Consider the following 24,559-nt stretch of genomic DNA (forward strand, 5'->3'; position numbering starts at 1 on the left):
CCGGTCCAGGTGCTGGGTCAGGTGCTCACGGTCGCCCGCGGTGATGAGCCGTCACGGGCTGCGTGGCTCGTCCGAGCAGGGCGGGGTGCGGGGAGGCACCGGCATTGCGCCTGCCGGGATGCTTCGGGATGCGTCGCGCCGGGTGGCCGAGCCCGCTCGTCACCGCGGTGCGGAGGAGTGGGTCGCCCGGAACCGATGGCGGGGGGTCGTCGCCTGAGGGGCACCGGCGGTCATGCCGCACACGGTGGCTCCCACACGGAGTCGACACCGCCTGGACGCGGGCTCAACCTACCACAGCACGGCTGGGGTGTCGGCGCAGGGGCACCTGAGCCAGTCGCCACGCCGAGGGATCGTCGACGATGCGGCGCACCAGCCCCGCCACCCGTGCGCGGTCACCGGCCAGCACCAGCACGGCCGGGCCCGCCCCGGAGATCACCGCGGGCACTCCCTCCTGGCGCAGCACCCGCATCAGCTCCACGCTCTGGGGCATGCCGGGGGCCCTGTGCTCCTGGTGGAGGCGGTCCTCCGTGGCCTCCAGCAGCAGGTCGCTGTCCCCCGTGGAAAGAGCATGGGTGAGCAGCGCGGTGCGGGAGGCGTTGTGCACGGCATCGCCGTACGGCACCGTCTCGGGCAGCAGGGAGCGCGCCACGTGGGTGGACAGGGTGGCGCGCGGCAGCAGCACCAGGGGCCGCAGCACGTCCTCGGCGACGGTCAGGGCGACGGCGCGGGCGTGACCGCCTCGCATCCACGAGAGCACGACGCCCCCCATCAGAGCGGGGGCCGCATTGTCCGGATGCCCCTCGAACTCGCAGGCCAGCTGCAGCACGGTCCGGTCGTCCAGCGCCTCCGGCTCGCCGACCAGTGCCCGGGCCAGCAGCAGGCCCGCCACCGTCGCGGCAGCGCTGGAGCCCATTCCCCGACCGTGGGGGATGCGGTTGGTGCAGTGCAGGCGCACCCCCACCTGCGGGGCGCCCGCCTCGTCGAGACCCCGACGCAGGGCCCGCACCACCAGGTGCTCCTCCCCGGTGGGGACGGAGCCGGCTCCCTCCCCTCGGGCGGTGATCTCCACTCCGCCGGTGGTGGCCTCCAGCTCGAGGTCATCGCACAGGTCGACCGCCAGGCCCAGAGCATCGAAGCCGGGCCCCAGATTCGCGCTGGTGGCGGGGACCCTGACGGAGGCGCGCGTGTGCTGGATCCTCACAGGCCGATGGCCTCCACCACCGCCGCCAGATCCACGGGAAGCACCGTGGGCGTCAGGTCCCGGCGCGACAGCGCCGTCTCCACGTCCTTGAGCCCGTTGCCGGTGACGGTCACCGCGATCGTGGCCCCGGCGGGCACCAGTCCTCGCTCGGCCTGCTGCAGCAGACCCGCCACGCTCGCCGCGGAGGCGGGCTCGACGAAGATCCCGACGTCCTCGGCCAGGCGCTGCTGGGCATCGAGGATCTGCTCGTCGGTGACGGCGTCGATCAGCCCGCCGGAGTCGTCGCGGGCGGCCACGGCGAGGTTCCACGAGGCCGGGGCGCCGATGCGGATGGCGGTGGCCACGGTCTCCGGTGCGGTGATCGGGTGCCCGGCCACGAAGGGAGCGGCGCCGGCGGCCTGGAAGCCCCACATGGCCGGGGTGGCCTCGGTGATGCCGGCCTCGTGGTACTCGCGGTAGCCCATCCAGTAGGCGGAGATGTTGCCGGCGTTGCCCACGGGGAGCACGTGGACGTCCGGTGCGCGGCCCAGGGCGTCGCACACCTCGAAGGCGGCGGTCTTCTGCCCCTGCAGGCGGAAGGGATTGACGGAGTTGACCAGCTCCACGGGGTGCTCGGCGTGCAGCTTGCGCGCGATCTCCAGGCAGTCGTCGAAGTTGCCGTTCACCTGCACCAGCTGAGCTCCGTGCACGACGGCCTGGGCCAGCTTCCCGGCGGCGATCTTGCCCTGCGGCAGCAGCACCACGCAGGTCATGCCGGCGCGCGCCGCATAGGCGGCCGCCGAGGCGCTGGTGTTGCCGGTGGAAGCGCACACCACGGTGGTGGCTCCGTCGTTGAGGGCGCGGGTCATCGCCGAGACCATCCCGCGGTCCTTGAACGAGCCGGTGGGGTTCTGGCCCTCGACCTTGATGTGCACCTCGGCGCCGACGGCCTCGGAGATCGCGGGCGCGGGCACCAGGGGGGTGCCGCCCTCACCGAGGGTCAGCAGGGTGTCCTGCGCGGTGAACGGGAGGTGGTCGCGGTATTCGGCGAGGACGCCCTGCCACTGGTGTGCCATCGGGTCATTCTCCCTCGATGCGCAGCACGGAATCGACCCCCAGCACGGTGGAGGTGGAGGAGAACACGTCCAGCACGGCGGTCATCGACGATTCCAGGGCACGGTGGGTGGTGATGCCGATGTGGGCGCTGCCCTGTCCGCTCGCCGAGCCGTCGTCGTCCTCCTCGATCAGCTGCTGGTGGATGGTGGAGATGGAGATCCCGTGGCTGGACAGGGTCCCGGCGATCTCGGCCAGCACGCCGGGACGGTCCTGCACCCGCAGGGAGACGTAGAAGGCGCTGCGCAGCTGCTCCAACGGGATCTGCTCCAGGGCGGCGTAGTGGGACTCGCGCAGGCCCGCTCCCCCGCGCAGCCGCTGGCGGGCCGCGGAGACCACGTCACCCAGCACGGCCGAGGCGGTGGGGGCGCCGCCGGCGCCCTGCCCGTAGAACATCAGGGATCCGGCTGCGTCGGCCTCGATGAACACGGCGTTGAACGCCTCGGAGACCGAGGCCAGGGGGTGCTCGGAGGAGATCAGCGCCGGGTACACGCGCGCGGAGATCCTCTCCCCGTCCTGCCCGGGGACGCGCTCCACGATCGACAGCAGCTTGATGGTGCGTCCCATGCGCTCCGCGGCGGCGATGTCCTGGGAGGACACGGAGGTGATGCCCTCGCAGTGCACATCGGCCAGGCTCACCCGGGAGTGGAAGGCCAGGGAGGCGAGGATGGCGGCTTTCGCGGCGGCGTCGTGGCCCTCCACGTCGGCCGTGGGATCGGCCTCCGCATAGCCGAGCTGCTGGGCGGTGGCCAGGGCGTCGTCGAAGCTCGCACCGGTGCGGGCCATCGCGTCCAGCACGTAGTTGGTGGTGCCGTTGACGATGCCCATCACCCGGTCGATGCGGTCACCGGCGAGGGACTCGCGCACGGGGCGCACCAGCGGGATGGCCCCGGCCACGGCGGCCTCGAAGGACAGGTCCACGCCGTGACGGTCGGCCGCCTCGTAGAGGGTCGCGCCTTCCTGGGCCAGCAGTGCCTTGTTGGCGGTGACCACGGCGGCGCCGTGCTCCATCGCCTCCAGGATCAGGGAGCGGGCCGGCTCGATCCCGCCCATCAGCTCGATCACCAGGTCCGCCTCCCGCACCAGGGCGGAGGGGTCATCGGTCAGCAGCGATGGATCGACGTGGGAGCCGCGGTCGCGCGCCATGTCGCGCACCGCGACCCCGATCACCTCGAGCCGACCGCCGATGCGGTGCGCGAGGTCGTCACCCTGCTCGGTGATCAGGCGCAGCACCTCGGTGCCGACGGTCCCGGCACCCAGCACCGCCACCTTCAGGGTGGGCAGGTCCTGGGCGGAGTTCTCGGGAGCGGGTGCAGGCTGGGTGTTCGTCATGGTGCGGCGGTCCTTCCATGCGGTCCGTCGGTGGGTTCCGGGCGGCATCGGCACTGTATCGGAGCACCGAGCGCCCCTGTGTCGTCGTATGAACGTATGGGTCAAAGAGTGCGGTGCAGCAGAGGCCTCAGCCGACGTCCAGGGCCATCAGGTCGTCCTCGGTCTCGCGCCGCAGGAGCGTGCGGATCTCGCCGTCGCGCACGGCGACCACTGCCGGCCGGGGCACGTGGTTGTAGTTGGAGGACAGCGAGTAGCAGTACGCGCCGGTGACCGGGACGGAGATCAGGTCGCCGCGACGCAGGTCCGCAGGCAGGTACTCGTCCTTGACCACGATGTCGCCGCTCTCGCAGTGCTTGCCGACCACGCGCGCCACGGTGGGCTCGGCGTTGGAGACACGGCCGGCCAGCAGCGCCGAGTAGTCCGCGTCGTACAGGGCGGTGCGCACGTTGTCGCTCATGCCGCCGTCCACCGAGACGTACACGCGATGGTGGGGGCCGCCCAGGTGCACGTCCTTGATGGTGCCGACCGTGTAGAGGGTCTGGGTGGAGGGTCCGGCGATGGCCCGTCCCGGCTCGAAGGCCAGGTGGGGCACTTCCAGTCCCAGGTCCCGGCATTCCATGGCTACGATCTGCGCGATCCCCTGCGCGAGCGCCTCCGGGGAGGACGGCGTGTGCTGGGTGTTGTACATGACGCCGAAGCCGCCGCCCAGGTCCAGGGAGTCGATGGTGTGCCCGAAGCGCTCTCGCACCTCCGCCACCAGGCGCAGCACCCGGCGGGCGGCGATCTCGAAGCCGCTCACGTCGAAGATCTGGGAGCCGATGTGGGAGTGCAGGCCCACCAGGTTCAGGGTGGCCGGCCGCTCGAGGACTCTGCGCACCGCCTCCAGGGCATCGCCCGTGGGGAGGGAGATCCCGAACTTCTGGTCCTCGTGGGCAGTGGCGATGAACTCGTGGGTGTGGGCCTCCACCCCGGTGGTGACGCGCAGCATCACCGGGGCCACCACGCCCAGCTGCTCGGCGATCTGCGAGACGCGCTCGATCTCCTCGAGGGAGTCGACCACCAGCCTGGCGATCCCGGCCTTGAGGCCGCGGCGGATCTCCGCATCGGACTTGTTGTTGCCGTGCATGGCGATGCGGTCGGCGGGGAATCCTGCCCGCAGGGCGACGGCGAGCTCGCCCCCGGTGCACACGTCCATCCCCAGGCCCTCCTGGTCCACCCAGCGCGCCACCTCGGTGCACAGGAACGCCTTGCCCGCGTAGAACACGTGCGCACCGCGATAGGGCGCGAAGGCGGCGGCGAACGCGTCCCGGAAGCGTGCGGCGCGGGCGCGGAAGTCCAGCTCGTCCACCACCAGCACGGCGGTGCCCACCTCCTCGGCGATGCGGTGCACGCTCACCCCGCCCACCTCCAGGGCACCGTCGACTCCCCGCACGGTGGTGCGCGACCACAGTCCGTCGAGCAGTGCGTTGACGTCGGCGGGATAGGGCAGCCAGGTGGGCGCGGCATCGTTGCCGTGGAGGGCTCCGGCTTCGTGGGCGCGCATGGCGGCTCCTTCGGGTGGGGAGAATGCAGGACAGGGCCCGGGCACAGGGCTGCGACGGGCCGAGGAGAACCCTAGACGGCCGGGCGCTCCGCGTGCTCGACCGTCCGTTCCGCGATCAGCAGGTGAGCGAGCCCCCTTGATAGCGTGGCGCCGTCGAGCCGTACAGCGCTCCGGCCCATCCCCTGCGCCCACGAGGAGTAGCCGTGCCCACCACCGAGCCCCAGTCCGGATCCGGCCATGAACTGGTCGTCGTCGCGAACCGCCTGCCCGTGGACGCCCGCACCCTGCCCGACGGCGCCACGGAGTGGGTGACCAGCCCGGGCGGCCTGGTGACCGCGATGGAATCGGTGATGCGCACCGTGGACTCCGGTGCCTGGGTGGGGTGGGCCGGCAACCCGGGCGAGGCCCCCGAGCCCTTCGAGGCTGACGGCATGCACCTGTACCCCGTGGCACTCGAGCAGGATGACGTGGAGAAGTACTACGAAGGCTTCTCGAATGCGACCCTGTGGCCGCTCTACCACGACGTGATCGTGGACCCCGTGTTCCACCGCACCTGGTGGGACTCCTACGTCTCCACCAACCGCCGCTTCGCCCAGGCCGCCGCACCGGTGACGTCCCGCGGAGGGGTGGTGTGGGTGCACGACTACCAGCTGCAGCTGGTACCGGAGATGATCCGCGCCGCCCGCCCCGATGTGCGCATCGGCTTCTTCAACCACATCCCCTTCCCCCCGGTGGAGCTGTTCTCCCAGCTGCCCAAGCGCAACCAGATCCTGCGCGGCCTGCTGGGCTCGGACGTGGTGGGCTTCCAGCGCGAGAGCGACTCGCTGAACTTCCTGGCGTCGGTGCGCAAGCTGCTGGGGTACCACGTGGAGGGGCACGTGATCACCGTGCCCGGCATCGGCTCGGCCCCGGCCCGGGAGGTGGTCGCCAAGACCTTCCCCATCTCGATCGACTCGGCGGCCGTCTCCGCACTGACGGAGGACCAGGACGTCATCGAGCGCACGGCGCAGCTGCGCCGGGACCTGGGGAATCCGAAGAAGATCGTGCTGGGCGTGGACCGCCTGGACTACACCAAGGGCATCCGGCACCGCCTGAAGGCCTGGCAGGAGCTGCTCAACGACGGCTCCGTGGACCCCTACGAGACGGTGATGATCCAGGTGGCCACACCGTCGCGTGAGCGGGTGGAGGCCTACCGCCAGCTGCGCGACGAGGTCGAGCTCACCGTGGGCCGCATCAACGGCGACTTCGCGCCGATCGGCCGGCCCGCCGTCTCCTACCAGCACCGCTCCTTCGACCGTCGCGACATGACCGCCCTGTTCATGGCCGCGGACGTGGTGCTGGTGACGGCGCTGCGGGACGGCATGAACCTGGTGGCCAAGGAGTACGTGGCCTCCCGCCCGGACCTGCGCGGCGTCCTGGTGCTGAGCGAGTTCGCCGGCGCGGCCGACGAGCTGCGTGCGGCCGTGCTGGTCAACCCCCACGACATCGACGAGCTCAAGGCCGCGACCCTGCGCGCCCTGGCGATGCCCGAGGAGGACCAGGAGGAGGCGATGCGCTCCCTGCGGCGCCAGGTGATGGACAACGACGTGCAGGCCTGGGCCCATTCCTTCCTCGACGAGCTCGAGCAGTCAGGCAAGCCGCAGGACGACGCCCCGGCCGTGATCCGGCTCAGCGGCGACGATCCCACCGATCCCGGTGAGCTCGACGAAGCCCTGGCGCAGTTCGCCCGGATCCCTCGGATCCTGGTGGCCTCGGACTTCGACGGGGTGATCGCGCCGATCGTGGCCGACCGCGACGCAGTCCAGCCCGACCAGGCGGCGCTGGGGGCACTGCGCGACCTTTCCGAGCTGCCGGGCACCTCGGTCGCGCTGGTCTCGGGCCGTGCCCTGGGGGATCTGGACCACCACACCCGCATGCCCAGCACCGTGGTGCTGGTGGGGAGCCACGGCGCCGAGGTGGGTGCACTGCCGCCGTGGATGCACGCTGAGGTGCTGGACAACACCGCGCTGGCGATGACACCGGAGAAGGAGCAGCTGCTGGCCTCGGTGACCCGCACCCTGCGGCGGATCGCCGCAGAGAACCCGGGGTCGGAGGTGGAGACGAAACCGGCCGCGGCCGTGCTGCACACCCGCAACGCCCGCGGGCGCGGCTCCATCAACGCCACCGAGGCTGCTCTGGCCTATGCCCGCACCCTGCCGGACGTGGTGGTCACCCCGGGCAAGGAGGTGGTGGAGTTCTCGGTCATCCACACCTCCAAGGGCGTGGCGATGGATGCGCTCGCCCGCGCCAGCGCCGCCGATGCCTGGCTGTACGTGGGGGACGACGTCACCGACGAGTCGGTCTTCGCCCAGCTGGGCGACTCGGACCTGGCGATCAAGGTGGGCGGCGGGGAGACGGCTGCCTCCTTGCGCATCGATGATCCCGAGGCGGCCTCCGCACTGTTCGCCCGCTTGCTGGAGCTGCGGCGCGAGCAGGGCTGAGCCCGGGCCTGCAGGAGCCCGCGTTCCCGCCCCGGCGACGGGGCGGGGCTCAGCGCTCTTCGTGCGCGGCGATCTCCGCGAGCGTCGGTGCGCAGGAGCCCTCGGGTCGTGCCGCATCGCACCCAGTGTGAACCCACGCAATAAAACCTGAGCCGCGACACCGTCTGTCAACGATGTCGCGACTCAGGACACCAGTGCCCGCGACAGGATTCGAACCTACGACCTTCTGCTCCGGAGGCAGACGCTCTATCCACTGAGCTACGCGGGCCCGGTCACGAACGGATCGCGACCGACCACGGCAGTCTAGCAATGGGTGTGCACCGGATGCCGTCTCCCGGGTGGGTGCGCTGCGCAGGTGAGGCGGAGGTCACGCAACGGGCGAGGGGCGGTGGGCGGACGGTGCTCAGCGCGGCAGCGGAAGCTGTGCCCCGTGCAGCACGGCGGAAGGATCCGCCGCGATGCCGAGGCCGCTGGGGTCGGCATCAGCGCGCACCAGAAGGTCACCGACCGCGGCGATCATCGCCCCATTGTCGGTGCACAGCCGCGGCGGCGGGATCCTCAGCTCGATGCCCTCGGCCTCGCACCGCTCGGCCGCGACGGCCCGCAGTCGCGCGTTGGCGGCGACCCCGCCGACGATCACCAGGGTGTCCAGACCGCGGTCCTTGACAGCCCGGACCGCCTTGGCGACCAGCACGTCCACCACGGCCTGCTCGAAGGAGGCGGCAATGTCCGCCACCGGCGCCGGGTCTCCGGCGCGCTCGATTGTCTCAACGGTACGGGCCACCGCTGTCTTCAGCCCGGAGAAGGAGAAGGTGTAGGCCGGATCGCCGCTGCGCATCATCGCCCGCGGGAAGCGGAATGCGGCAGGATCCCCGTCGACGGCGGCCCTGGAGATCACCGGCCCGCCCGGATAGCCCAGTCCCAGCAGGCGCGCCACCTTGTCGAAGGCCTCCCCGGCGGCGTCGTCGAGGGTGTCGCCGAGGTGCTCGATCGGGTCCCGCACGAGGTCGCCGATGGCGAGGATGGAGGTGTGACCGCCCGAGACGATCAGCACGATGCTGCGCTCCGGCAGCGGGCCGTGCTCGAGAGTGTCGGCGGCGGCGTGGCCGGCCAGGTGGTGCACCCCGAACAGCGGCACATCGAGGGCCCAGGCCACCGACTTGGCGGCCGCCAGGCCCACGTGCACAGCCGTGGCCAGTCCCGGCCCGGAGGTGGCGGCCACGTGGGTGATGTCGCCCAGCTCCACTCCCGCATCGTGCAGGGCGATCTGCAGGGTGGGCACCGCGGCGTCGAGGTGCGCGCGGGCGGCGATCTCGGGGACCACTCCCCCGAACTCTGCGTGCTGGGAGGCGCTCGAGGCGAGGCCCTGGCCCAGCAGGGTGCCCTCGGAGACGATGCCGAACCCGGTCTCGTCGCAGGAGGACTCGACACCGAGGACGACGGGAGTGCGGGTCACCGCAGCAGCGACATCGGGTTGGAGTAGGTGCCGGCCTCGTCCATCTTGGCGAAGTGGAGGTGGCAGCCGGTGGAGCGACCGGTGGAGCCCACGTAGCCGATGACCTCGCCGGCCTCGACGGTGGCACCCACGGAGGTGCCGTAGCTCTGCAGGTGGAAGTAGCCGGTGATGACGCCGTTGCCGTGGTCCACCTTCACGCGCTTGCCGGAGGCACCGTTGTACTCGACCGCGATGACGGTGCCGGACTGCGCGGAATGGACGGGGGTGCCGCAACTGGCGCCGAAGTCGACGCCATCGTGCATCTTGCTGTATCCGAGCACGGGATGGGTGCGGTAGCCGTAGCCTGAGGTGATGGGGCCGCCCACGGGGCGTACGTAGCCGCCGGAGTTCTGGGGCAGGGCCTGGCCGGACTCGTCGACCGCGGCGGGCTCAGGCTCCGGCTCGGGCACGGTGACCTTGATGCCGGTGACCGCGTCGTTCTCCGCCAGGGTGGCCTCGTCCTCGACGGGGGCGGCCGGGTCGTCCGCGGAAGCGGTACTGCCCTCGGCGGGCGAGGTGCGCTCCTGATCGCGGGTGGCGGCGGTCTCCTCGGTACGCACCTCGGCACCCTCGGCCGCGGGCAACGGCGCCTCGGCGACGGGGAGGGCGACGGGCTGGATCGATGCGACGGGCGCCTCGACGACGGGGGAAGCAGCGGGCTGATCGGCCGGGGCCGCCTCGGTGACGTCCGCGGCCGTGGCGGCCAGCGGGGCGGCGATGGTGGCGGTGGCGAGGGCGCCCAGGACGCCGGACTTCACGACACCGGCGCGGACAGCGGAATCGCGGTGCGTGCCACCACCGGAGCGTGCGCACACGAGTGCTCGGCCATGGGCGCGATGGTTCGCCACTGCTTGCTACCTGCTTCCGGGATCGACGTCGGGTCCTGTCTGTCCGAGCGCGACGCTGGACATGGGAAGGACGCGTCGCCGAACAACCTCGTCAAGGCTACGGCCGGGCTGTCAGGACGTACGAGCAGGTCAACGCTCCCATTGCCAAATCTTTGCCCCGGGGGCCCGCGATGGGGGAACTCTTGACGTACCCCCTTGTCGGTTTGACAGGAACGCGGTTCTTCGTTCCGTGGTCGCGGGATGCACGTCACATCCGACCGCCGTCCGGGACGCTCGCTACAGTGTCGCCATGTCGACGCCTGAGACCAGTCGCAGCAGCGCTCCCCCCGTACGAGTCGTGGTGATCGAGGACGAACCGACCATCACGCAGGCGATAGCGGATCGCCTCACCGCCGAGGGCTGGGACGTGAGCACGGCCCCGGACGGCCCCACGGGCGTGCGGACCGTCGCCGAGGTGCGTCCGGACGTGGTCGTGCTGGACGTGATGCTGCCGGGCTACGACGGCCTGGAGGTGTGCCGCCGGATCCAGGCCGACGAACCCGTCCCGGTGCTGATGCTCACCGCCCGTGACGACGAGACCGACATGCTGGTGGGTCTCGGCGTGGGGGCCGACGACTACATGACCAAGCCCTTCTCCATGCGGGAGCTGGTGGCACGGCTCAAGGCGCTGCTGCGTCGGGTGCGGCGGGCCGCGGCACCGGATGCCGCCAGGGAGAGCCAGACCATGCTCGAGCTGGGCGACCTGGTGATCGACCGGGCCGGTCGGCGCGTCACCCGCGGCGGTGACCCCGCGCACCTGACGCCCACGGAGTTCGACCTGCTGCTGTGCCTGGCCTCGACCCCGGGCACCGTGCTCACTCGCGAGCAGCTGCTGGCCGACGTGTGGGACTGGGTGGACGCCACCGGCACCCGCACCGTGGACTCCCATGTCAAGGCGCTGCGTCGCAAGCTGGGGTCGGATCTGGTGCGCACCGTCCACGGCGTGGGGTACGCGCTCGAGCTGCCCGGCCCCGACAGCGAGGCCCCCGAGGCCGCCGAGGCGGATCCGGCGGCCGATCGGGCATGACCCCGAGGCGCGTGCCCGAGCGGCTCGACGTCCGCCCGCTGGACCGCTTCCGCTCCTTCAAGGTCAAGCTGGGCGTGCTGGTGGTGGCCGTGGTGAGCGTCTCCGCCCTGCTGACCTGGGTGAGCCTGAGTGCGGGCCTGGAGCCGATCCTGGCGATCCCGCTGGTGGTGCTGCTCGCGCTGGTGTTCACGCAGCTGCTGGCCCGTGGCATGACCTCGCCGCTGCGCGAGATGACACGGGCGGCACGCGCCATGGCCACCGGCGACTACACCCAGCGCGTCCGCGCCAGCAGTCGTGACGAGGTGGGGCAGCTGGCCGCGGCCTTCTCCACCATGGCCTCGGAGCTGGAGCAGACCGACCGGATGCGACGGGACCTGGTGGCCAACGTGTCCCACGAGCTGCGCACCCCCGTGGCCGGCCTGAGGGCCCAGCTCGAGAACATCGTCGACGGGGTCACCGAGCCCGATCCCGCCGCGCTGTCGGTCGCCCTCGCCGAGACCGAGCGCCTCTCCCAGCTGGTGGACCACCTGCTGGACCTCTCGCGCATCGATGCCGGTGCCACCGCGCTGCTGCACGAGCAGATCGAGCTGACGCCGTTCCTGCACGAGGTGGTGGACAGCGCTGCTCTCGCGCCCGGTGCTCAGGACGTGCGCTGGGTGATCGAGGTGGAGCCGGCCGGACTCACCGTCCATGCCGACGCCGCACGGCTCCACCAGACCATCGCGAACCTGCTGGACAACGCCACCCGGCATTCGCCACCGGGCGGTCGCATCCGCGTCGGTGCGGCTCGCGACGAGGCGGGCAGCGGTGTGCGGATCGACGTGCACGACGAGGGCCCGGGCATTGCACGGGAGGACCGCGACCGCGTGTTCGAGCGGTTCCAGCGCGGGGGCGCATCCGACACCTCCGGGGGCACCGGACTGGGCCTGGCGATCGCCCGCTGGGCGGTGGGGCTCCACGGCGGGCGCATCGAGGTGATCGACGATCCGCGGGACGAGCTGGCGGTGCAGGGGCGCTCCTCCCTGATCCGCGTCACCCTGCCCGATGCAGGTGCTCCTGCGACTCCGGTCACCACCGCGGCAGGCCCTGCACCCACACCCCCGGCGGACCTGGGATACTGACGCTGCGACATCACCGATCCGCCGCCGCCGTGCGCCGAGGTCGTTCGCGCAGCAGCGGCTGGTTCCCCCAGGGGGCACCGCCTCCGTTACGCTGGTCGCATCCACATCACTCGAACGTGAGAAGGCTGGCGATCTCATAGTGTCACAGCAGACACAGAGCACGGACACCCCGGAGTTCGGTCCCAACCAGTGGCTCGTGGACGCGCTCCGCGAGCAGTGGCAGCAGGACCCCACGAGCGTGGACCGGAGCTGGGCGGAGTACTTCGCCTCCCACCCTGCCGCCGGGGGCGCGGTCACCGAACCGCCGCAGCCTGCTGACGACGCCGGCGCAGGCACAGCCGAGCAGCCCACCGACCGCTCGGGCGGGAGCACATCCGACGGTGCCGACCCCGACGGCGGCGGCCGGACGACCGCCTCGCAGACGAACCTCGACGTCCCCTCCCCCTCCTCGACCCCCGCGAAGGAATCCGAGCCCGTGAACGACGCCGCGAAGGCCGACGAGAAGAAGACCGACGAGACGAAGGCGGCCCCGAAGGCCGACGAGACGAAGGCAGCCCCGAAGGCCGACGTGAAGAGGGCCCCGGAGAAGAAGGCCGAGCAGAAGTCCGAGGACAAGAGCTCCTCGCCCGCCGGCACCAGGATCTCCAGCACCTCGGACCGCCCCGCCAAGATCCCCACGACCACGACGCAGATCCCCGCTGTGGAGCTGCGCGAGCCCGAGCCCGTCAAGCTGCGCGGCCCGGCGGCGGCAATGGTGCGCAACATGGACGAGTCCCTTACCGTGCCCACCGCCACCTCGGTGCGCGACGTGCCGGTGAAGCTGCTGTTCGACAACCGGATCGTCATCAACAACCACCTCAAGCGCAACCGCCAGGGCAAGGTGTCCTTCACCCACCTCATCGGCTGGGCGATGATCGAGGCGATCACCGAGATCCAGGACATGAACAACGGGTTCGACGTCGTCGACGGAAAGCCCGTGATGCTGAAGCGCGAGGACATCAACTTCGGCCTGGCGATCGACATGCCGCGCCCCGACGGCTCCCGTGGCCTGGTGGTGCCCAACATCAAGGCGGCCCAGCGCTTCGACTTCCTGGGCTTCTGGCGCGCCTACGAGGACGTCGTGAAGAAGGCCCGCGCGGGCAAGCTCACGATGGACGACTTCTCGGGCACCACGGTCTCGCTGACCAACCCCGGCGGCATCGGCACCGTCCACTCCATCCCCCGCCTGATGAAGGGTCAGGGCGTGATCGTGGGCGTGGGTGCGATGGACTACCCCGCCCAGTTCCAGGGCGCGAGCGCCAGCACCCTGGCCGACCTCGCGGTCTCCAAGGTGATGACGCTGACCTCCACCTACGACCACCGCATCATCCAGGGCGCTGCCTCCGGTGAGTTCCTCAAGGTGATGGCCGACAAGCTACTGGGCAAGGATGCCTTCTACGACCGCGTGTTCGCGGCGCTGCGCATCCCCTACCAGCCTATCCGCTGGGTCGAGGACAACCCGTTCCGCTACTCGGAGTCCGAGCGCCTGGCCCCGGTGATGGACCTGATCCACTCCTACCGGGTGCGCGGCCACCTGATGGCCGACACCGACCCGCTCCAGTACCGCGTGCGCCACCACCCCGATCTGGACGTGGAGACCTACGGACTGACCCTGTGGGACCTGGACCGCACTTTCCCCACCCGCGGGCTGGGCGGCAAGGACTCGATGACCCTGCGCGAGATCCTCGCGGTGCTGCGGGACTCCTACTGCCGCTCGATCGGCGTGGAGTACATGCACATCACCGATCCCGAGGAGCGCAACTGGCTGCAGCGGGAGATCGAGACCCCGCGCCGCCCCTTCGACAAGGAGGAGCACACCCACATCATGGACCGCCTCAACGCCGCCGAGGCGTTCGAGACGTTCCTGCAGACCAAGTTCGTGGGCCAGAAGCGGTTCTCGCTCGAGGGCGGCGAGTCCGTGATCCCGATGCTGGACTCGATCCTGCACGACTCCAGCCACGACGACGTCGAGGAGGTGTGCATCGGGATGGCCCACCGCGGCCGTCTCAACGTGCTCTCCAACCTCGCCGGCAAGAGCTACTCGCAGATCTTCCAGGAGTTCGAGGGCAACGTCGGCACCAATCTCGGTTCGGGCGACGTCAAGTACCATCTGGGCACCGAGGGGACCTTCACCGCACGGGACGGGGCCACGACCAAGGTGTACCTGGCGGCGAACCCCTCGCACCTGGAGGCCGTCAACCCCGTGCTCGAGGGCATCGTGCGCGCCAAGCAGGACCGCCTGGAGCGCGGCAACGACTTCCCGGTGCTGCCGATCCTGATCCATGGCGATGCGGCCTTCGCCGGGCAGGGCGTGGTCACCGAGACCCTCAACCTCTCAGAGCTGCGCGGCTACCGCACCGGCGGCACCATCCACGTGATCATCAACAACCAGATCGGCTTCACCACGTTGCCGGACTCCTCGCGCTCCTCCTACTACTCCACGGATGTCGCCAAGTCCACGCAGCTGCCGATCTTCCACGTCAACGGGGACGACCCGGAGGCGTGCGTGCGCGTCGCCGAGATCGCCTTCCGCTACCGCCAGAAGTTCCACCGCGATGTGGTCATCGACATGGTGTGCTACCGCCGCCGCGGCCACAACGAGGGCGATGACCCCTCGATGACCCAGCCGCAGATGTACGCGCTGATCAAGAACCAGCCCACCGTGCGCAAGCTGTACACGGAGGCGCTGATCGAGCGCGGCGACCTCACCGAGGACGAGACCCAGGGCGTGATGCGCAACTTCCAGGAGCACCTGGACCAGGCCTTCGCCGCGATCCGGCCGAGCAAGAGCGATGACTCCGATGACAGCGTGCGGGGGCTGGACCTGCCCGAGTCCCAGCAGGAGGAACCGGCCGGCGCCCCCAGCGACGAGGACGAGATCTCCACCGCCGTGGACGCCTCGGTGCTGGAGCGGATCGGCGAGGCCCACACGGGCTACCCCGAGTCCTTCACCGTGCACCCGAAGCTGGCGCCCCTGGCCTCCAAGCGCCAGCAGATGTCCATCGATGGCGACATCGACTGGGCGTACGGCGAGCTGCTGGCCTTCGGCTCCCTGCTGCTGGAGGGGCGCCGGGTGCGCCTGGCGGGGCAGGACTCCCGCCGCGGCACCTTCGTGCAGCGCCACAGCGTGTTCATCGACCACGAGAACGGCGACACCTGGACCCCGCTGTCCCACCTCGGTGAGGGCCAGGCGCGGTTCAACGTGTACGACTCCTCCCTCTCGGAGTTCGCCGCCCTGGGCTTCGAGTACGGCTACTCGGTGGAGAGCCCGGACTCCCTGGTGCTGTGGGAGGCGCAGTTCGGCGACTTCGTCAACGGCGCCCAGACGATCATCGACGAGTTCATCTCCGCCTCCGAGCAGAAGTGGGGCCAGAACTCCGGGGTGGTGCTGCTGCTCCCCCACGGCTACGAGGGGCAGGGACCGGACCACTCCTCCGCCCGCATCGAGCGCTTCCTGCAGCTGTGCGCGGAGGACAACATGCGTGTGGCGATGCCGTCCACGCCGGCCAGCTACTTCCACCTGCTGCGCCGCCAGGCCAAGGCGACCCCGCGCAAGCCGCTGATCGTGTTCACCCCGAAGTCGATGCTGCGCAACAAGGCCGCCACCAGCCAGGTGGAGGACTTCACCAGTGGCTCCTTCGAGCCTGTGCTGCCGGACACCACGGTCGATCCCGCGAAGGTGAAGCGCGTGCTGCTCACCTCGGGCAAGGTCTACTGGGACCTGGTCGCCAAGCGGAAGAAGGAAGGGCGCGAGGACACCGCCATCGTGCGGGTGGAGCAGCTGTACCCGCTGCCGGCCGAGCAGCTCTCCTCCGTGCTGGAGGCGTACCCCGACGCCGAGCTCACCTGGGTCCAGGAGGAGCCGCGCAACCAGGGCGCCTGGTTCTACATGGCGATGAACTTCGCCGTGACCGTGGGCCGTACGCTGCGCGTGGTGGCGCGTCCCGCCTCGGCCTCGCCCGCCGCCGGATCCTCCAGCGTCCACAAGGCCGAGCAGGAGGACCTCCTGCGCCGTGCCTTCGAGCGCTGAGCGGTCCGTCGCTACAGTGGAGACTTCGTCCCCGCCCCAGGAGGTACAGGTGCCAGCAGCGTCCACCCCGTCCGATGCCGGTCAGGAGCCCCGCATCCGCATCATCGCCCTCGGCGACGAGCTCCTCGCCGGTGTGGGTGATGCCCGCGCCCTGGGCTGGCTCGGCCGAGCGGTGGCCAACGAGCAGGGTGCCGACAGCCGCATCGACCTGTTCACCTCCGCCCTGCCTCAGGAGACCTCGGCGCAGCTGGCCGAGCGCTGGGATGCGGAGGTGGCGCGCCGCCTCGACGAGCGGGGCCGAGCCGAGGGCAGCATCGACCACCGGGTGGTGCTGGGGATGGGGCGCGCGGACATCACCACAGGAATCTCCCTGGCGCGCTCGCGCCTGAACCTCGCCAAGGTGCTGGACGGGCTGGAGCGGCAGCGGCTCTCGGCCTTCGTGGTGGGCCCGCCGCCCAGCCGCGATTCCGAGCTGACCGCGAGCGTGCGCGATCTCTCCGGTGCCTACGAGGACGTCTGCTCCCGCCGGCGCATCCCGTACGTGGACACGCTGAACGCCCTGGACGGCCACGAGCAGTGGACCGCGGACATCGCTCGTTCCCCGGGTGATCATCCCGGTCAGACGGGCTACGGGCTGATGGCGTGGCTGGTGCTGCACGGCGGCTTCGGCAGCTGGCTGGGCACCTCGGCGTGACCGATCCGACCTTCATCACTGCCTGCTCGGGCCGCTGCGAGGCGCAGCGATCCCGGTGACTGTGGCACAATTGCGGGGTTGTCCGGCCGAAGGAAGGAGAGCGCGATGAGCAAGCGCGGACGCAAGCGCAAGGCCCGCCGCAAGAACGGCGCCAATCACGGCAAGCGCCCCAACAGCTGACGCCACCGAGCACGACGGCGTAGTGAAGGCCTCTTCTCCACCTGGGAAGAGGCCTTCGTCATGCCCGGACCGGTCGCGGTCAGGACGGCGGCAGAACGGTGGAGCTGGTGGAGGTGATGCGCACGCTGGAGGTGCCGTCGGTCCCGGTGCGCGAGACGGTCACGCTGCGGTACTGCACACTGATCCGCTCCCGCAGGGAGCTGGGGGCACGGTCCGCACAGCTGCGGCGCACCAGGTTCTTCACCCGGCGCAGCCGTTCGAGCTCGTCGGCGCACTCGGGGCAGTCCTGGGCGTGGAGGAGCATGCGCTCCACCATTTCGACGGGCAGCTCGCCGTCGATCGCTCCCTCGAGCCCGAAGCGCAGGTCGCGGCCGTCCTCGCCACTGCTGGCGCCGGGCTGCTCGCGCCGGCTCTGATCGCGGTTCATCGCTCCTCCTCCGACTGCTCGTCCCCGCGCAGGTACCCACTGCGACGCGCGTAGTCCGAGAGCAGCTCGCGCAGCTGCCGCCGACCGCGGTGCAGCCGGGACATCACCGTGCCGATCGGGGTGTCCATGATCTCGGCGATCTCCTTGTACGCGAAGCCCTCGACGTCGGCCAGGTAGACGGCCAGGCGGTAGTCCTCGCGCAGCTCCGCCAGCGCGTCCTTGACCGCGGAGTCCGGCAGGTGGTCCAGCGCCTCCGCCTCAGCCGATCGCAGGCCGCTGCTGGTGTGGGACTCGACCTCGGCCAGCTGCCAGTCCTCGACGGTGTCCGTCCAGGACTCCTTGGGGCGGCGCTGCTTCTGCCGGTAGGTGGAGATGTAGGTGTTGGTCATGATGCGGTACAGCCACGCACGCATGTTGGTGCCCGGGGTGAACCGCTCGCGGGCGCGGAAGGCCTTCATGAAGGTCTCCTGCACCAGGTCCTCGGCGTCCGCGGGCTTGCGAGTCATCCGCAGTGCGCCGCCGTAGAGGGAGTCGAGATGGGAGAGGGCCTCGGCCTCGAAGTCGAAGTCCTCGGCGGCAACGGGGGCGGCGAGATCCGCCTGCGGGGCGGAGTCCTCCCGCGACAGGTCGGTCGGCTCGGTCTGTGTCATCAGGTCCCAACCTACGCCAGGTGGCTCCAGCACAGCGACGCCCATGCGCGCTCCTCTCGATGCTCGTCCGGCATGTCGGCGCGGATCCGGTTCGGGCCCGCACCGGATGAACGCGGCAGGTGCTCCGGTTGTTCCCAACGGCCGCCGGCGCTGCCGCCGCGGCTGCTGGGGACTGCTCCGCCACGGCCGGACAGGATGCTGCACCTGGCAGTGGGGCCAGTCACGGTAGGCTGGGCGCCATGCCGAGCACCTCGGGTGGGCACCACCGCCCAGGCCCGGCACCACGAACCATCGTCGAGAACGTGAGGACACCATGGCCCTGGTCCGCCGCATCGCCCGCCCCCTGCTCGCCGCTCCCTTCATCCTCGAGGGGGTGCGCACGGCCTCGCAGCCCGAGCGTGAGATCGACGTCTACCCCCAGGCCTTCGAGGCCGTCGACTCCGCCCTGGCGAAGACCTCCACCCCGGACTTCCTGGACGCCCGCACCATCATCCGTGCCTCCGGTGCCATCGCCGCCGGCGCCGGCATCATGTACGCCACGAACCGCCGCCCCCGCCTGGCTGCTGCCACCCTGCTGCTGACCACCTCGGTGGGCTGGGCCGGCCGCAAGCGCATCTGGGAGCTCAGCGGCGAGGAGCGGATGCAGGAGATCCAGTCCATCCTCACCGACGCCGGCCTGCTGGGCGGCGTGCTGCTGGCCGTCGTCGACCACGACGGCCGTCCCTCGCTGGGCTACCAGGTGAACAAGTTCGTCGAGCGCAGCAAGAAGAACGCCGCGGCCAAGCAGCGCGAGATGGAGAAGAAGGCCGACGCAGTCGGCAAGCGGGCCAAGAAGCGCGTGGACGCCACGCAGAAGAAGCTGGCCTCCGCGCGGGGCTGACGGCGTGACGTCCGAGGTCCTGTGGACGGCTCCTGTCGCACAGGGGCCGGTCGACGCACTGGTACGGGTCCCCGGGTCGAAGTCGCTGACCGCACGCTGGATGCTGCTGGGCGCCATCGCCGATGAGCCCACGCGGCTGCGCAGAGCGCTGGTCTCCCGCGACACACGCCTGATGCGCGATGCGCTGGAGCGCCTGGGGGCCGTGCTCTCGGTGCAGGACGGGGAACTGCAGGTCACCCCGATCCCCCCTCCGTCGGAGGCTCCCGCCGAGCCGATCGAGATCCACGCCGGGCTGGCCGGCACCGTGATGCGCTTCGTGCCGCTGCTGGCCGCCCTGCACCACGGTGACGTGCGCTTCACCGGGGACGACGCCGCCCTGCAGCGGCCCATGTCACCGGTGATCGCCGTGCTGCGCGCGCAGGGCGTGGAGGTCACCGAGCACGGCGAGGCCGGACGCCTGCCGTTCACGGTGCACGGGAAGGGGCACCTGGCCGGCGGCCGCATCGAGGTGGACGCCTCGGAATCCAGCCAGTTCGTCTCCAATGCCCTGCTGGTGGCCGCCCGGGGGGACCAGGACCTCGAGCTGGTGCACCGGGGCGCCTCGCTGCCGTCTCTGCCCCACATCGACATGACCATGGAGACCCTCAGGGCCGTCGGCGTGCAGGTCAGCCACGAGGTCGACGAGGACGGCCTGCACCTGTGGCGAGTGGCCCGGGGAACGATCGCCCCCGGCAGCATCGTGGTCGAACCGGATCTCTCCAACGCCGGGCCGTTCCTGGCCGCCGCCATGGTCACCGAGGGCACCATCGCGATCGCGGACTGGCCCGAGCGCACCACCCAGCCCGGGGACGCCTACCGCGGCCTGCTCGAGCAGATGGGTGCAGAGGTGTGGCGCGAGGACGACTCGCTGTGCGTGAGCGGCACCGGCACCATCATGGGCATCGACGCGGACCTCTCCCGCACCGGCGAGATCGCCCCCACCATCGCGGCGCTCGCCGCGCTCGCGGAGTCCCCGAGCCGTCTGCGCGGCATCGGGCACCTGCGCGGTCACGAGACCGACCGGCTGCGGGCACTGGCCACGGAGCTGACCCGGCTGGGTGCCCGCACCGTGGAGCTCGAGGACGGCCTGGAGATCAACCCCAGTCCCTTGCGCGGGACGGTGTTCGAGACCTACGAGGACCACCGCATGGCCACGGCCGCCGCCATCATCGGACTGCGGGTGCCGGACGTCCGGGTGGTGAACGTGGAGACCACCCAGAAGACCCTGCCCGACTTCGTGGGCATGTGGCTGTCGATGCTGCACACCGATGCTCCCGCGGGGGGCACCTGGTGAGGCGCTCCTACCGCGACCTCGACGAGTCCGACGTCAGGGTGCGACCCAACCGGCGGGGCAGCCGCCCCCGCACCAAGGACCGCCCCGCGCACGAGGACGCGATCCCGGCGCGCGTGGTCGCCGTGGACCGTGGCCGCTGGCGCACCGTGGTGGGCGCCGGCACCGACCAGGAGCGCACCGTCACGGCGATGCGGGCCCGCGAGCTGGGCCGCTCCCCCGTCGTCCCCGGGGACGTGGTGGCGCTGGTGGGTGACACCAGCGGCACGGACGGCACCCTGGCCCGGATCGTGCGGATAGAGGAGCGCTCCTCCTTCCTGCGCCGCAGCGCCGACGACGACGACTCCTCCGAGCGCCCGCTGGTCGCCAACGTCGACACGATGGTGATCGTCACCGCCCTCGCCGATCCCGAACCCCGCGGGGGCATGGTGGACCGCTGCCTGGTGGCCGCCTGCGTGGCCGGCATCGACGCCCTGCTGGTGCTGACCAAGGCCGATCTGCGCGACCCGGAGGACTTCCTGCACACCTACGCGCCGCTGGGGGTCGAGCACCTAGTGACCCACCAGGATCAGGACGGGCGGATCGTGGGATTGGAGCAGCTGCGCGAGCGGCTCACCGGTCACGTCAGCGTCCTCATCGGGCACTCCGGCGTCGGCAAGTCGACCCTGCTGAACGCCCTGGTGCCCGGCACCGAGCGCGGCACCGGGGTGGTCAATGCGGTGACCGGGCGCGGCAGGCACACCTCCTCCTCCGCTCTGGCGATGCAGCTGCCGGATTCCGCGGGCTGGGTGATCGACACCCCAGGAGTGCGGTCCTTCGGCCTGGGCCACGTGGCCCCCGAGGAGCTGCTGAACGCCTTCGCGGACCTCGCCAAGCTGGCCCAGCAGTGCCCGCGGGGCTGCACCCACCTCGAGGACGCCCCCGACTGCGCCCTGGACGAGCTGGTGGAGCAGGGAGAGGCCGGCACGGCGGGGCCGGCCCGCCTGGCCTCCTACCGGCGCCTGGCCGCGGCCCTGCGCCGCAACGACCCCTGGGACGTCTGAGCCGCAGGGCAGGAAGGAGATGACGGGGCCCGGGAGGTCCGGGCTCGGGTCGCCGCGTCGCTCCCGGTCCGCGGCACCGGGTGCCCCTAGTCTTTACCCATGTCCAGCCGCTATGCCGACGATCTCCGTCTGGCCCATGTGCTCGCCGATGCCGTGGACCAGCTCACCATGTCCCGCTTCAAGGCACAGGACCTGGAGGTCACCACCAAACCGGATCTCACCGAGGTCACCGACGCCGACCGCGCCGCCGAGCAGCTGGTGCGCTCCCAGCTCTCCCGCTCCCGCTCCCGCGACCAGGTGATCGGCGAGGAGTTCGGCTCCACCGGCTCCTCACCCCGGCAGTGGGTGATCGATCCGATCGACGGCACCCGCAACTTCGTGCGCGGGGTGCCGGTATGGGCCACCCTGATCGGCCTGATCGAGGACGGCCAGCCGGTGATCGGTCTGGTCTCCGCGCCCTCGCTCTCCCGCCGCTGGTGGGCCGGCGCGGGTGCGGGCGCCTGGACGGGCACCCGCATCAGCTCGGCCTCGCAGCTGCAGGTCTCCCAGGTGGACGACATCGAGGACGCCTCGCTGTCGTACTCCTCCCTGCACGGCTGGGCCGATGCGGAGCGGCTCCCCCAGATGCTGAACCTCATGCAGCGGTTCTGGCGCACCCGCGCCTACGGCGACTTCTGGTCGTACATGCTGGTGGCCGAGGGTGCGGTGGACGTGGCCTGCGAACCGGAGCTGAACCTGCACGACATGGTGGCGCTGGCACCGATCGTCACCGAGGCCGGAGGTCGCTTCACCTCGATCGACGGCGAGGACGGCCCCTTCGGCGGCAGCGCCGTGGCCAGCAACGGGATCCTCCACGACGAGGTGCTCGAGGCGATCGCCGCACGCAACGAGCGCGATTGATCCCTCCCGCAGGGATTCACCTGAACAGGGTCCCCCACCCGGCTCGGTAGACTCTGGACGTCGTTGACCCGAACCGTGAAGGGACCTGATCATCCATGACCGTCAAGCGCGTCGCTCTGCTCACCGCCGGTGGCTACGCCCCCTGCCTCTCCTCCGCTGTCGGAGGTCTCATCGAGCGGTACAACGAGCTGGTGCCCGACGTCGAGATCATCGCCTACAAGCACGGCTACTGGGGCCTGCTGTCCGGCGAGAAGATCGTGGTGGATGACGAGGTGCGTGCCAAGGCCGGCCTGCTGCACAACTACGGCGGCTCCCCCATCGGCAACTCCCGCGTGAAGCTCACCAACACCGCCGACCTCGTCGAGCGCGGCCTGATCAAGGAGGGCGAGAACGCCCTGGAGGTGGCCGCGAACAGGCTCAAGGAGGACGGCGTCGACGTCCTGCACACCATCGGTGGTGACGACACCAACACCACCGCTGCGGACCTGGCGAAGTACCTGCACGAGAACGACTACGACCTGCATGTGGTGGGCCTGCCCAAGACGATCGACAACGACATCGTGCCGATCCGTCAGTCCCTGGGCGCGAAGACCGCCGCAGAGCAGACCAGCGTGTTCGCCCAGAACATCATCGCCGAGCACGGCTCGAACCCGCGCATGCTGATCATCCACGAGATCATGGGCCGCGCCTGCGGGTACCTCACCGCACAGGCCGCCGAGTACTACCAGCAGTGGCACGCCCAGCAGGAGTGGCTGCCGGCGATCGGCCACAAGGCAGAGCGCTGGGACGTGCACGCCGTGTTCCTGCCGGAGATGAAGCTGGACATCGACGCCGAGGCCGAGCGCCTGAAGAAGGTCATGGACGAGACCGGCTGCGTGAACATCTTCCTGTCCGAGGGCGCGGGCATCCCCGAGATCGTCGCCGAGATGCAGAGCCGCGGCGAGGAGCCGGAGAAGGATCCCTTCGGCCACGTCAAGATCGACAAGATCAACCCCGGCCAGTGGTTCGCGGGGCAGTTCGCGGAGAAGCTGGGAGCGGAGAAGGTCATGGTGCAGAAGTCCGGCTACTTCTCGCGCTCCGCGAAGGCCAACGCCGAGGACCTGCGCCTGATCAAGTCGATGACCGACCTCGCCGTGCAGGTCTCCCTCGAGGGCGGCTCCGGCGTGATCGGCCACGACGAGGAGCAGGGGAACGTGCTGCGCGCCATCGAGTTCGACCGCATCGCCGGCCACAAGTCCTTCGACATCTCCCAGCAGTGGTTCACGGACGTGATGGACCGCATCGGCCAGAAGGTCGCCCCGGCCGAGAAGGACTGACCGAGCACCGGCCGATACCGCACGCCCGACGAGCCCCGCGCACCCGATGAGCGCCCCCGTCCCCGGGGCGACCGCTCACGGGCAGCGCGGGGCTCGCGTGCGCCTGCGCACCTGGCGACGGTCCCTGACGGCTTTGGCCGGCCTCCTGGGTCGCATCAGGGTGACGTCGTCCTCGTCGGCCTCGTCGGGTTCGGAGACGGCATCCTCGCAGGGCCTGGCCCCGGGTCCGCATGCCGTACGGTTCGCGCAGGACCGTGGGCCGTGGCGGCCATCGGCTCGGCCCCGCCAGGGACGCCTGGGCGACTGCTGGGTGATGGCGGGGATGCTCGCGGTGCACGAGACGGCTCCGGAGCGTCTGCGGGCGCTGATGACCCGGGAGCAGGACGGATCGGTGACCGTACGGCTGCCAGGAGCCGGGCATCCCGTGCGGGTGGATCGGATGATGCCGGTGGACGCAGCAGGCGTGTTCGTCTACGGCCGGCAGGACGGTGGAGGCCCCGGCTGGGCGGGGGTGCTGGAGAAGGCCATCGCTGTGCAGGTGGCGGGCGGCTACCGATTCCTTCAGCGGGGCTTCGGGCGCTTCGGCCTGGAGCTGCTGCTGGGCGAGAGGGGACGCATGCTGCTGGCGATGCCCACCGCCGGTCAGATCGAGGCCTGGAGGGCCGAGCACCGTGCGATCCTCGCCTCCACCCATCCGCTGAGCCGCCGGGTGCGCACGGCCCACGGCCCTCTGCCGCCGAACCACGTGTTCGCGGTGATCGGAGCGGAACCGGTCAGTGGTCACATACTGCTGCGGAATCCGGTGAACCCGGGGCGGGTGCTGCGGGTGGATGCACGCACGTTCCGGCGGGGGTTCATCTCGGTGGATGTCACCGGGCCGCTGCGCTGACCG

At 70.9% G+C, this 24,559-nt stretch carries 20 protein-coding genes and 1 tRNA gene; 12 read left to right on the forward strand and 9 right to left on the reverse strand.

Annotation, left to right across the window (positions count from 1 at the left end; translation table 11 throughout):
• Nucleotides 1-283: 283 nt before the first annotated feature.
• The 4 genes from thrB to lysA all read right to left on the reverse strand — a co-directional run bounded on the left by thrB (nucleotide 284) and on the right by lysA (nucleotide 5,168).
• A complete protein-coding gene (gene thrB, locus M3B01_RS00630) occupies nucleotides 284-1,201 on the reverse strand; it encodes a homoserine kinase (protein ID WP_259788910.1) in 918 nt (305 codons plus the stop codon).
• On the reverse strand, nucleotides 1,198-2,256 hold the full coding sequence (gene thrC, locus M3B01_RS00635) for a threonine synthase (RefSeq protein WP_259788911.1): 1,059 nt from the start codon (nucleotides 2,254-2,256) through the stop codon (nucleotides 1,198-1,200). Before thrC ends, thrB begins: the two co-directional genes overlap by 4 nt.
• 4 nt (nucleotides 2,257-2,260) lie before the next feature.
• The gene (locus M3B01_RS00640) at nucleotides 2,261-3,625 is read right to left on the reverse strand and encodes a homoserine dehydrogenase (RefSeq protein WP_259788912.1); all 1,365 of its coding nucleotides are present in this window, start codon (nucleotides 3,623-3,625) and stop codon (nucleotides 2,261-2,263) included.
• Between the two features lie 127 nt (nucleotides 3,626-3,752).
• Nucleotides 3,753-5,168: a diaminopimelate decarboxylase gene (gene lysA, locus M3B01_RS00645; RefSeq protein ID WP_259788913.1), complete on the reverse strand. Its 1,416-nt coding sequence runs from the start codon at nucleotides 5,166-5,168 to the stop codon at nucleotides 3,753-3,755.
• A gap of 203 nt (nucleotides 5,169-5,371) precedes the next feature.
• Here lysA and M3B01_RS00650 point away from each other — a divergent pair, with 203 nt between their 5' ends.
• Nucleotides 5,372-7,648 (forward strand): bifunctional alpha,alpha-trehalose-phosphate synthase (UDP-forming)/trehalose-phosphatase, encoded by a 2,277-nt coding sequence (locus M3B01_RS00650; RefSeq protein WP_259788914.1) that lies wholly within the window; start codon nucleotides 5,372-5,374, stop codon nucleotides 7,646-7,648.
• A gap of 195 nt (nucleotides 7,649-7,843) precedes the next feature.
• On the opposite strand, the gene M3B01_RS00655 is transcribed toward M3B01_RS00650, so the two are convergent.
• The 3 genes from M3B01_RS00655 to M3B01_RS00665 form a co-directional block, all read right to left on the reverse strand.
• Nucleotides 7,844-7,916 (reverse strand) — tRNA-Arg (locus tag M3B01_RS00655).
• Between the two features lie 135 nt (nucleotides 7,917-8,051).
• The gene (tsaD, locus tag M3B01_RS00660) at nucleotides 8,052-9,104 is read right to left on the reverse strand and encodes a tRNA (adenosine(37)-N6)-threonylcarbamoyltransferase complex transferase subunit TsaD (protein ID WP_259788915.1); all 1,053 of its coding nucleotides are present in this window, start codon (nucleotides 9,102-9,104) and stop codon (nucleotides 8,052-8,054) included.
• Nucleotides 9,101-9,991 (reverse strand): M23 family metallopeptidase, encoded by an 891-nt coding sequence (locus M3B01_RS00665; RefSeq protein ID WP_259788916.1) that lies wholly within the window; start codon nucleotides 9,989-9,991, stop codon nucleotides 9,101-9,103. The genes tsaD and M3B01_RS00665 overlap by 4 nt, the downstream gene beginning before the upstream one ends.
• Before the next feature lie 289 nt (nucleotides 9,992-10,280).
• Here M3B01_RS00665 and M3B01_RS00670 point away from each other — a divergent pair, with 289 nt between their 5' ends.
• The 5 genes from M3B01_RS00670 to M3B01_RS14665 all read left to right on the forward strand — a co-directional run bounded on the left by M3B01_RS00670 (nucleotide 10,281) and on the right by M3B01_RS14665 (nucleotide 17,121).
• Complete coding sequence (locus M3B01_RS00670; RefSeq protein ID WP_259788917.1) at nucleotides 10,281-11,057, forward strand: response regulator transcription factor; 777 nt, start codon at nucleotides 10,281-10,283, stop codon at nucleotides 11,055-11,057.
• On the forward strand, nucleotides 11,054-12,178 hold the full coding sequence (locus M3B01_RS00675) for a cell wall metabolism sensor histidine kinase WalK (protein ID WP_259788918.1): 1,125 nt from the start codon (nucleotides 11,054-11,056) through the stop codon (nucleotides 12,176-12,178). Before M3B01_RS00670 ends, M3B01_RS00675 begins: the two co-directional genes overlap by 4 nt.
• Before the next feature lie 139 nt (nucleotides 12,179-12,317).
• The gene (locus M3B01_RS00680; RefSeq protein WP_259788919.1) at nucleotides 12,318-16,247 is read left to right on the forward strand and encodes a multifunctional oxoglutarate decarboxylase/oxoglutarate dehydrogenase thiamine pyrophosphate-binding subunit/dihydrolipoyllysine-residue succinyltransferase subunit; all 3,930 of its coding nucleotides are present in this window, start codon (nucleotides 12,318-12,320) and stop codon (nucleotides 16,245-16,247) included.
• Nucleotides 16,248-16,296: 49 nt separating this feature from the next.
• Nucleotides 16,297-16,941, forward strand: a complete 645-nt coding sequence (locus tag M3B01_RS00685; RefSeq protein ID WP_259788920.1) for a GDSL-type esterase/lipase family protein — start codon at nucleotides 16,297-16,299, stop codon at nucleotides 16,939-16,941.
• A gap of 105 nt (nucleotides 16,942-17,046) precedes the next feature.
• The gene (locus M3B01_RS14665; protein ID WP_369832988.1) at nucleotides 17,047-17,121 is read left to right on the forward strand and encodes a 50S ribosomal protein bL37; all 75 of its coding nucleotides are present in this window, start codon (nucleotides 17,047-17,049) and stop codon (nucleotides 17,119-17,121) included.
• A 79-nt stretch (nucleotides 17,122-17,200) separates the two neighbouring features.
• Here the strand turns inward: M3B01_RS14665 and M3B01_RS00690 are convergent, their stop codons facing one another.
• Both M3B01_RS00690 and M3B01_RS00695 read right to left on the reverse strand, forming a co-directional pair.
• The gene (locus M3B01_RS00690; protein ID WP_259788921.1) at nucleotides 17,201-17,548 is read right to left on the reverse strand and encodes an anti-sigma factor; all 348 of its coding nucleotides are present in this window, start codon (nucleotides 17,546-17,548) and stop codon (nucleotides 17,201-17,203) included.
• Complete coding sequence (locus tag M3B01_RS00695; RefSeq protein WP_259788922.1) at nucleotides 17,545-18,198, reverse strand: sigma-70 family RNA polymerase sigma factor; 654 nt, start codon at nucleotides 18,196-18,198, stop codon at nucleotides 17,545-17,547. The genes M3B01_RS00690 and M3B01_RS00695 overlap by 4 nt, the downstream gene beginning before the upstream one ends.
• Before the next feature lie 313 nt (nucleotides 18,199-18,511).
• On the opposite strand from M3B01_RS00695, the gene M3B01_RS00700 reads away from it, so the two are divergent.
• The 6 genes from M3B01_RS00700 to M3B01_RS00725 all read left to right on the forward strand — a co-directional run bounded on the left by M3B01_RS00700 (nucleotide 18,512) and on the right by M3B01_RS00725 (nucleotide 24,556).
• The gene (locus M3B01_RS00700; protein ID WP_193864780.1) at nucleotides 18,512-19,078 is read left to right on the forward strand and encodes a hypothetical protein; all 567 of its coding nucleotides are present in this window, start codon (nucleotides 18,512-18,514) and stop codon (nucleotides 19,076-19,078) included.
• Nucleotides 19,079-19,082: 4 nt separating this feature from the next.
• Nucleotides 19,083-20,411 (forward strand): 3-phosphoshikimate 1-carboxyvinyltransferase, encoded by a 1,329-nt coding sequence (gene aroA, locus M3B01_RS00705; protein ID WP_193864779.1) that lies wholly within the window; start codon nucleotides 19,083-19,085, stop codon nucleotides 20,409-20,411.
• On the forward strand, nucleotides 20,405-21,451 hold the full coding sequence (gene rsgA / locus M3B01_RS00710; protein ID WP_259788949.1) for a ribosome small subunit-dependent GTPase A: 1,047 nt from the start codon (nucleotides 20,405-20,407) through the stop codon (nucleotides 21,449-21,451). The genes aroA and rsgA overlap by 7 nt, the downstream gene beginning before the upstream one ends.
• A gap of 99 nt (nucleotides 21,452-21,550) precedes the next feature.
• The gene (gene hisN, locus M3B01_RS00715) at nucleotides 21,551-22,351 is read left to right on the forward strand and encodes a histidinol-phosphatase (RefSeq protein WP_259788923.1); all 801 of its coding nucleotides are present in this window, start codon (nucleotides 21,551-21,553) and stop codon (nucleotides 22,349-22,351) included.
• 95 nt (nucleotides 22,352-22,446) lie between these two features.
• Complete coding sequence (locus M3B01_RS00720; RefSeq protein ID WP_259788924.1) at nucleotides 22,447-23,667, forward strand: pyrophosphate--fructose-6-phosphate 1-phosphotransferase; 1,221 nt, start codon at nucleotides 22,447-22,449, stop codon at nucleotides 23,665-23,667.
• Nucleotides 23,668-23,713: 46 nt separating this feature from the next.
• A complete protein-coding gene (locus M3B01_RS00725; protein ID WP_259788925.1) occupies nucleotides 23,714-24,556 on the forward strand; it encodes a C2 family cysteine protease in 843 nt (280 codons plus the stop codon).
• The last annotated feature ends 3 nt before the right edge of the window (nucleotides 24,557-24,559 follow it).

This window comes from Brachybacterium sp. p3-SID957 (genome assembly GCF_025144775.1).
Lineage (GTDB): Bacteria > Actinomycetota > Actinomycetes > Actinomycetales > Dermabacteraceae > Brachybacterium > Brachybacterium epidermidis.

Coding starts and splice junctions, on each gene's coding strand:
- M3B01_RS00675 (WP_259788918.1), top strand. CDS start 11,054: ATGACCCCGAGGCGCGTGCCCGAGCGGCTCGACGTCCGCCCGCTGGAC.
- M3B01_RS00725 (WP_259788925.1), top strand. CDS start 23,714: ATGAGCGCCCCCGTCCCCGGGGCGACCGCTCACGGGCAGCGCGGGGCT.
- M3B01_RS00720 (WP_259788924.1), top strand. CDS start 22,447: ATGACCGTCAAGCGCGTCGCTCTGCTCACCGCCGGTGGCTACGCCCCC.
- M3B01_RS00700 (WP_193864780.1), top strand. CDS start 18,512: ATGGCCCTGGTCCGCCGCATCGCCCGCCCCCTGCTCGCCGCTCCCTTC.
- M3B01_RS00670 (WP_259788917.1), top strand. CDS start 10,281: ATGTCGACGCCTGAGACCAGTCGCAGCAGCGCTCCCCCCGTACGAGTC.
- M3B01_RS00695 (WP_259788922.1), bottom strand. CDS start 18,198: ATGACACAGACCGAGCCGACCGACCTGTCGCGGGAGGACTCCGCCCCG.
- lysA (WP_259788913.1), bottom strand. CDS start 5,168: ATGCGCGCCCACGAAGCCGGAGCCCTCCACGGCAACGATGCCGCGCCC.
- thrC (WP_259788911.1), bottom strand. CDS start 2,256: ATGGCACACCAGTGGCAGGGCGTCCTCGCCGAATACCGCGACCACCTC.
- M3B01_RS00690 (WP_259788921.1), bottom strand. CDS start 17,548: ATGAACCGCGATCAGAGCCGGCGCGAGCAGCCCGGCGCCAGCAGTGGC.
- hisN (WP_259788923.1), top strand. CDS start 21,551: ATGTCCAGCCGCTATGCCGACGATCTCCGTCTGGCCCATGTGCTCGCC.
- M3B01_RS00640 (WP_259788912.1), bottom strand. CDS start 3,625: ATGACGAACACCCAGCCTGCACCCGCTCCCGAGAACTCCGCCCAGGAC.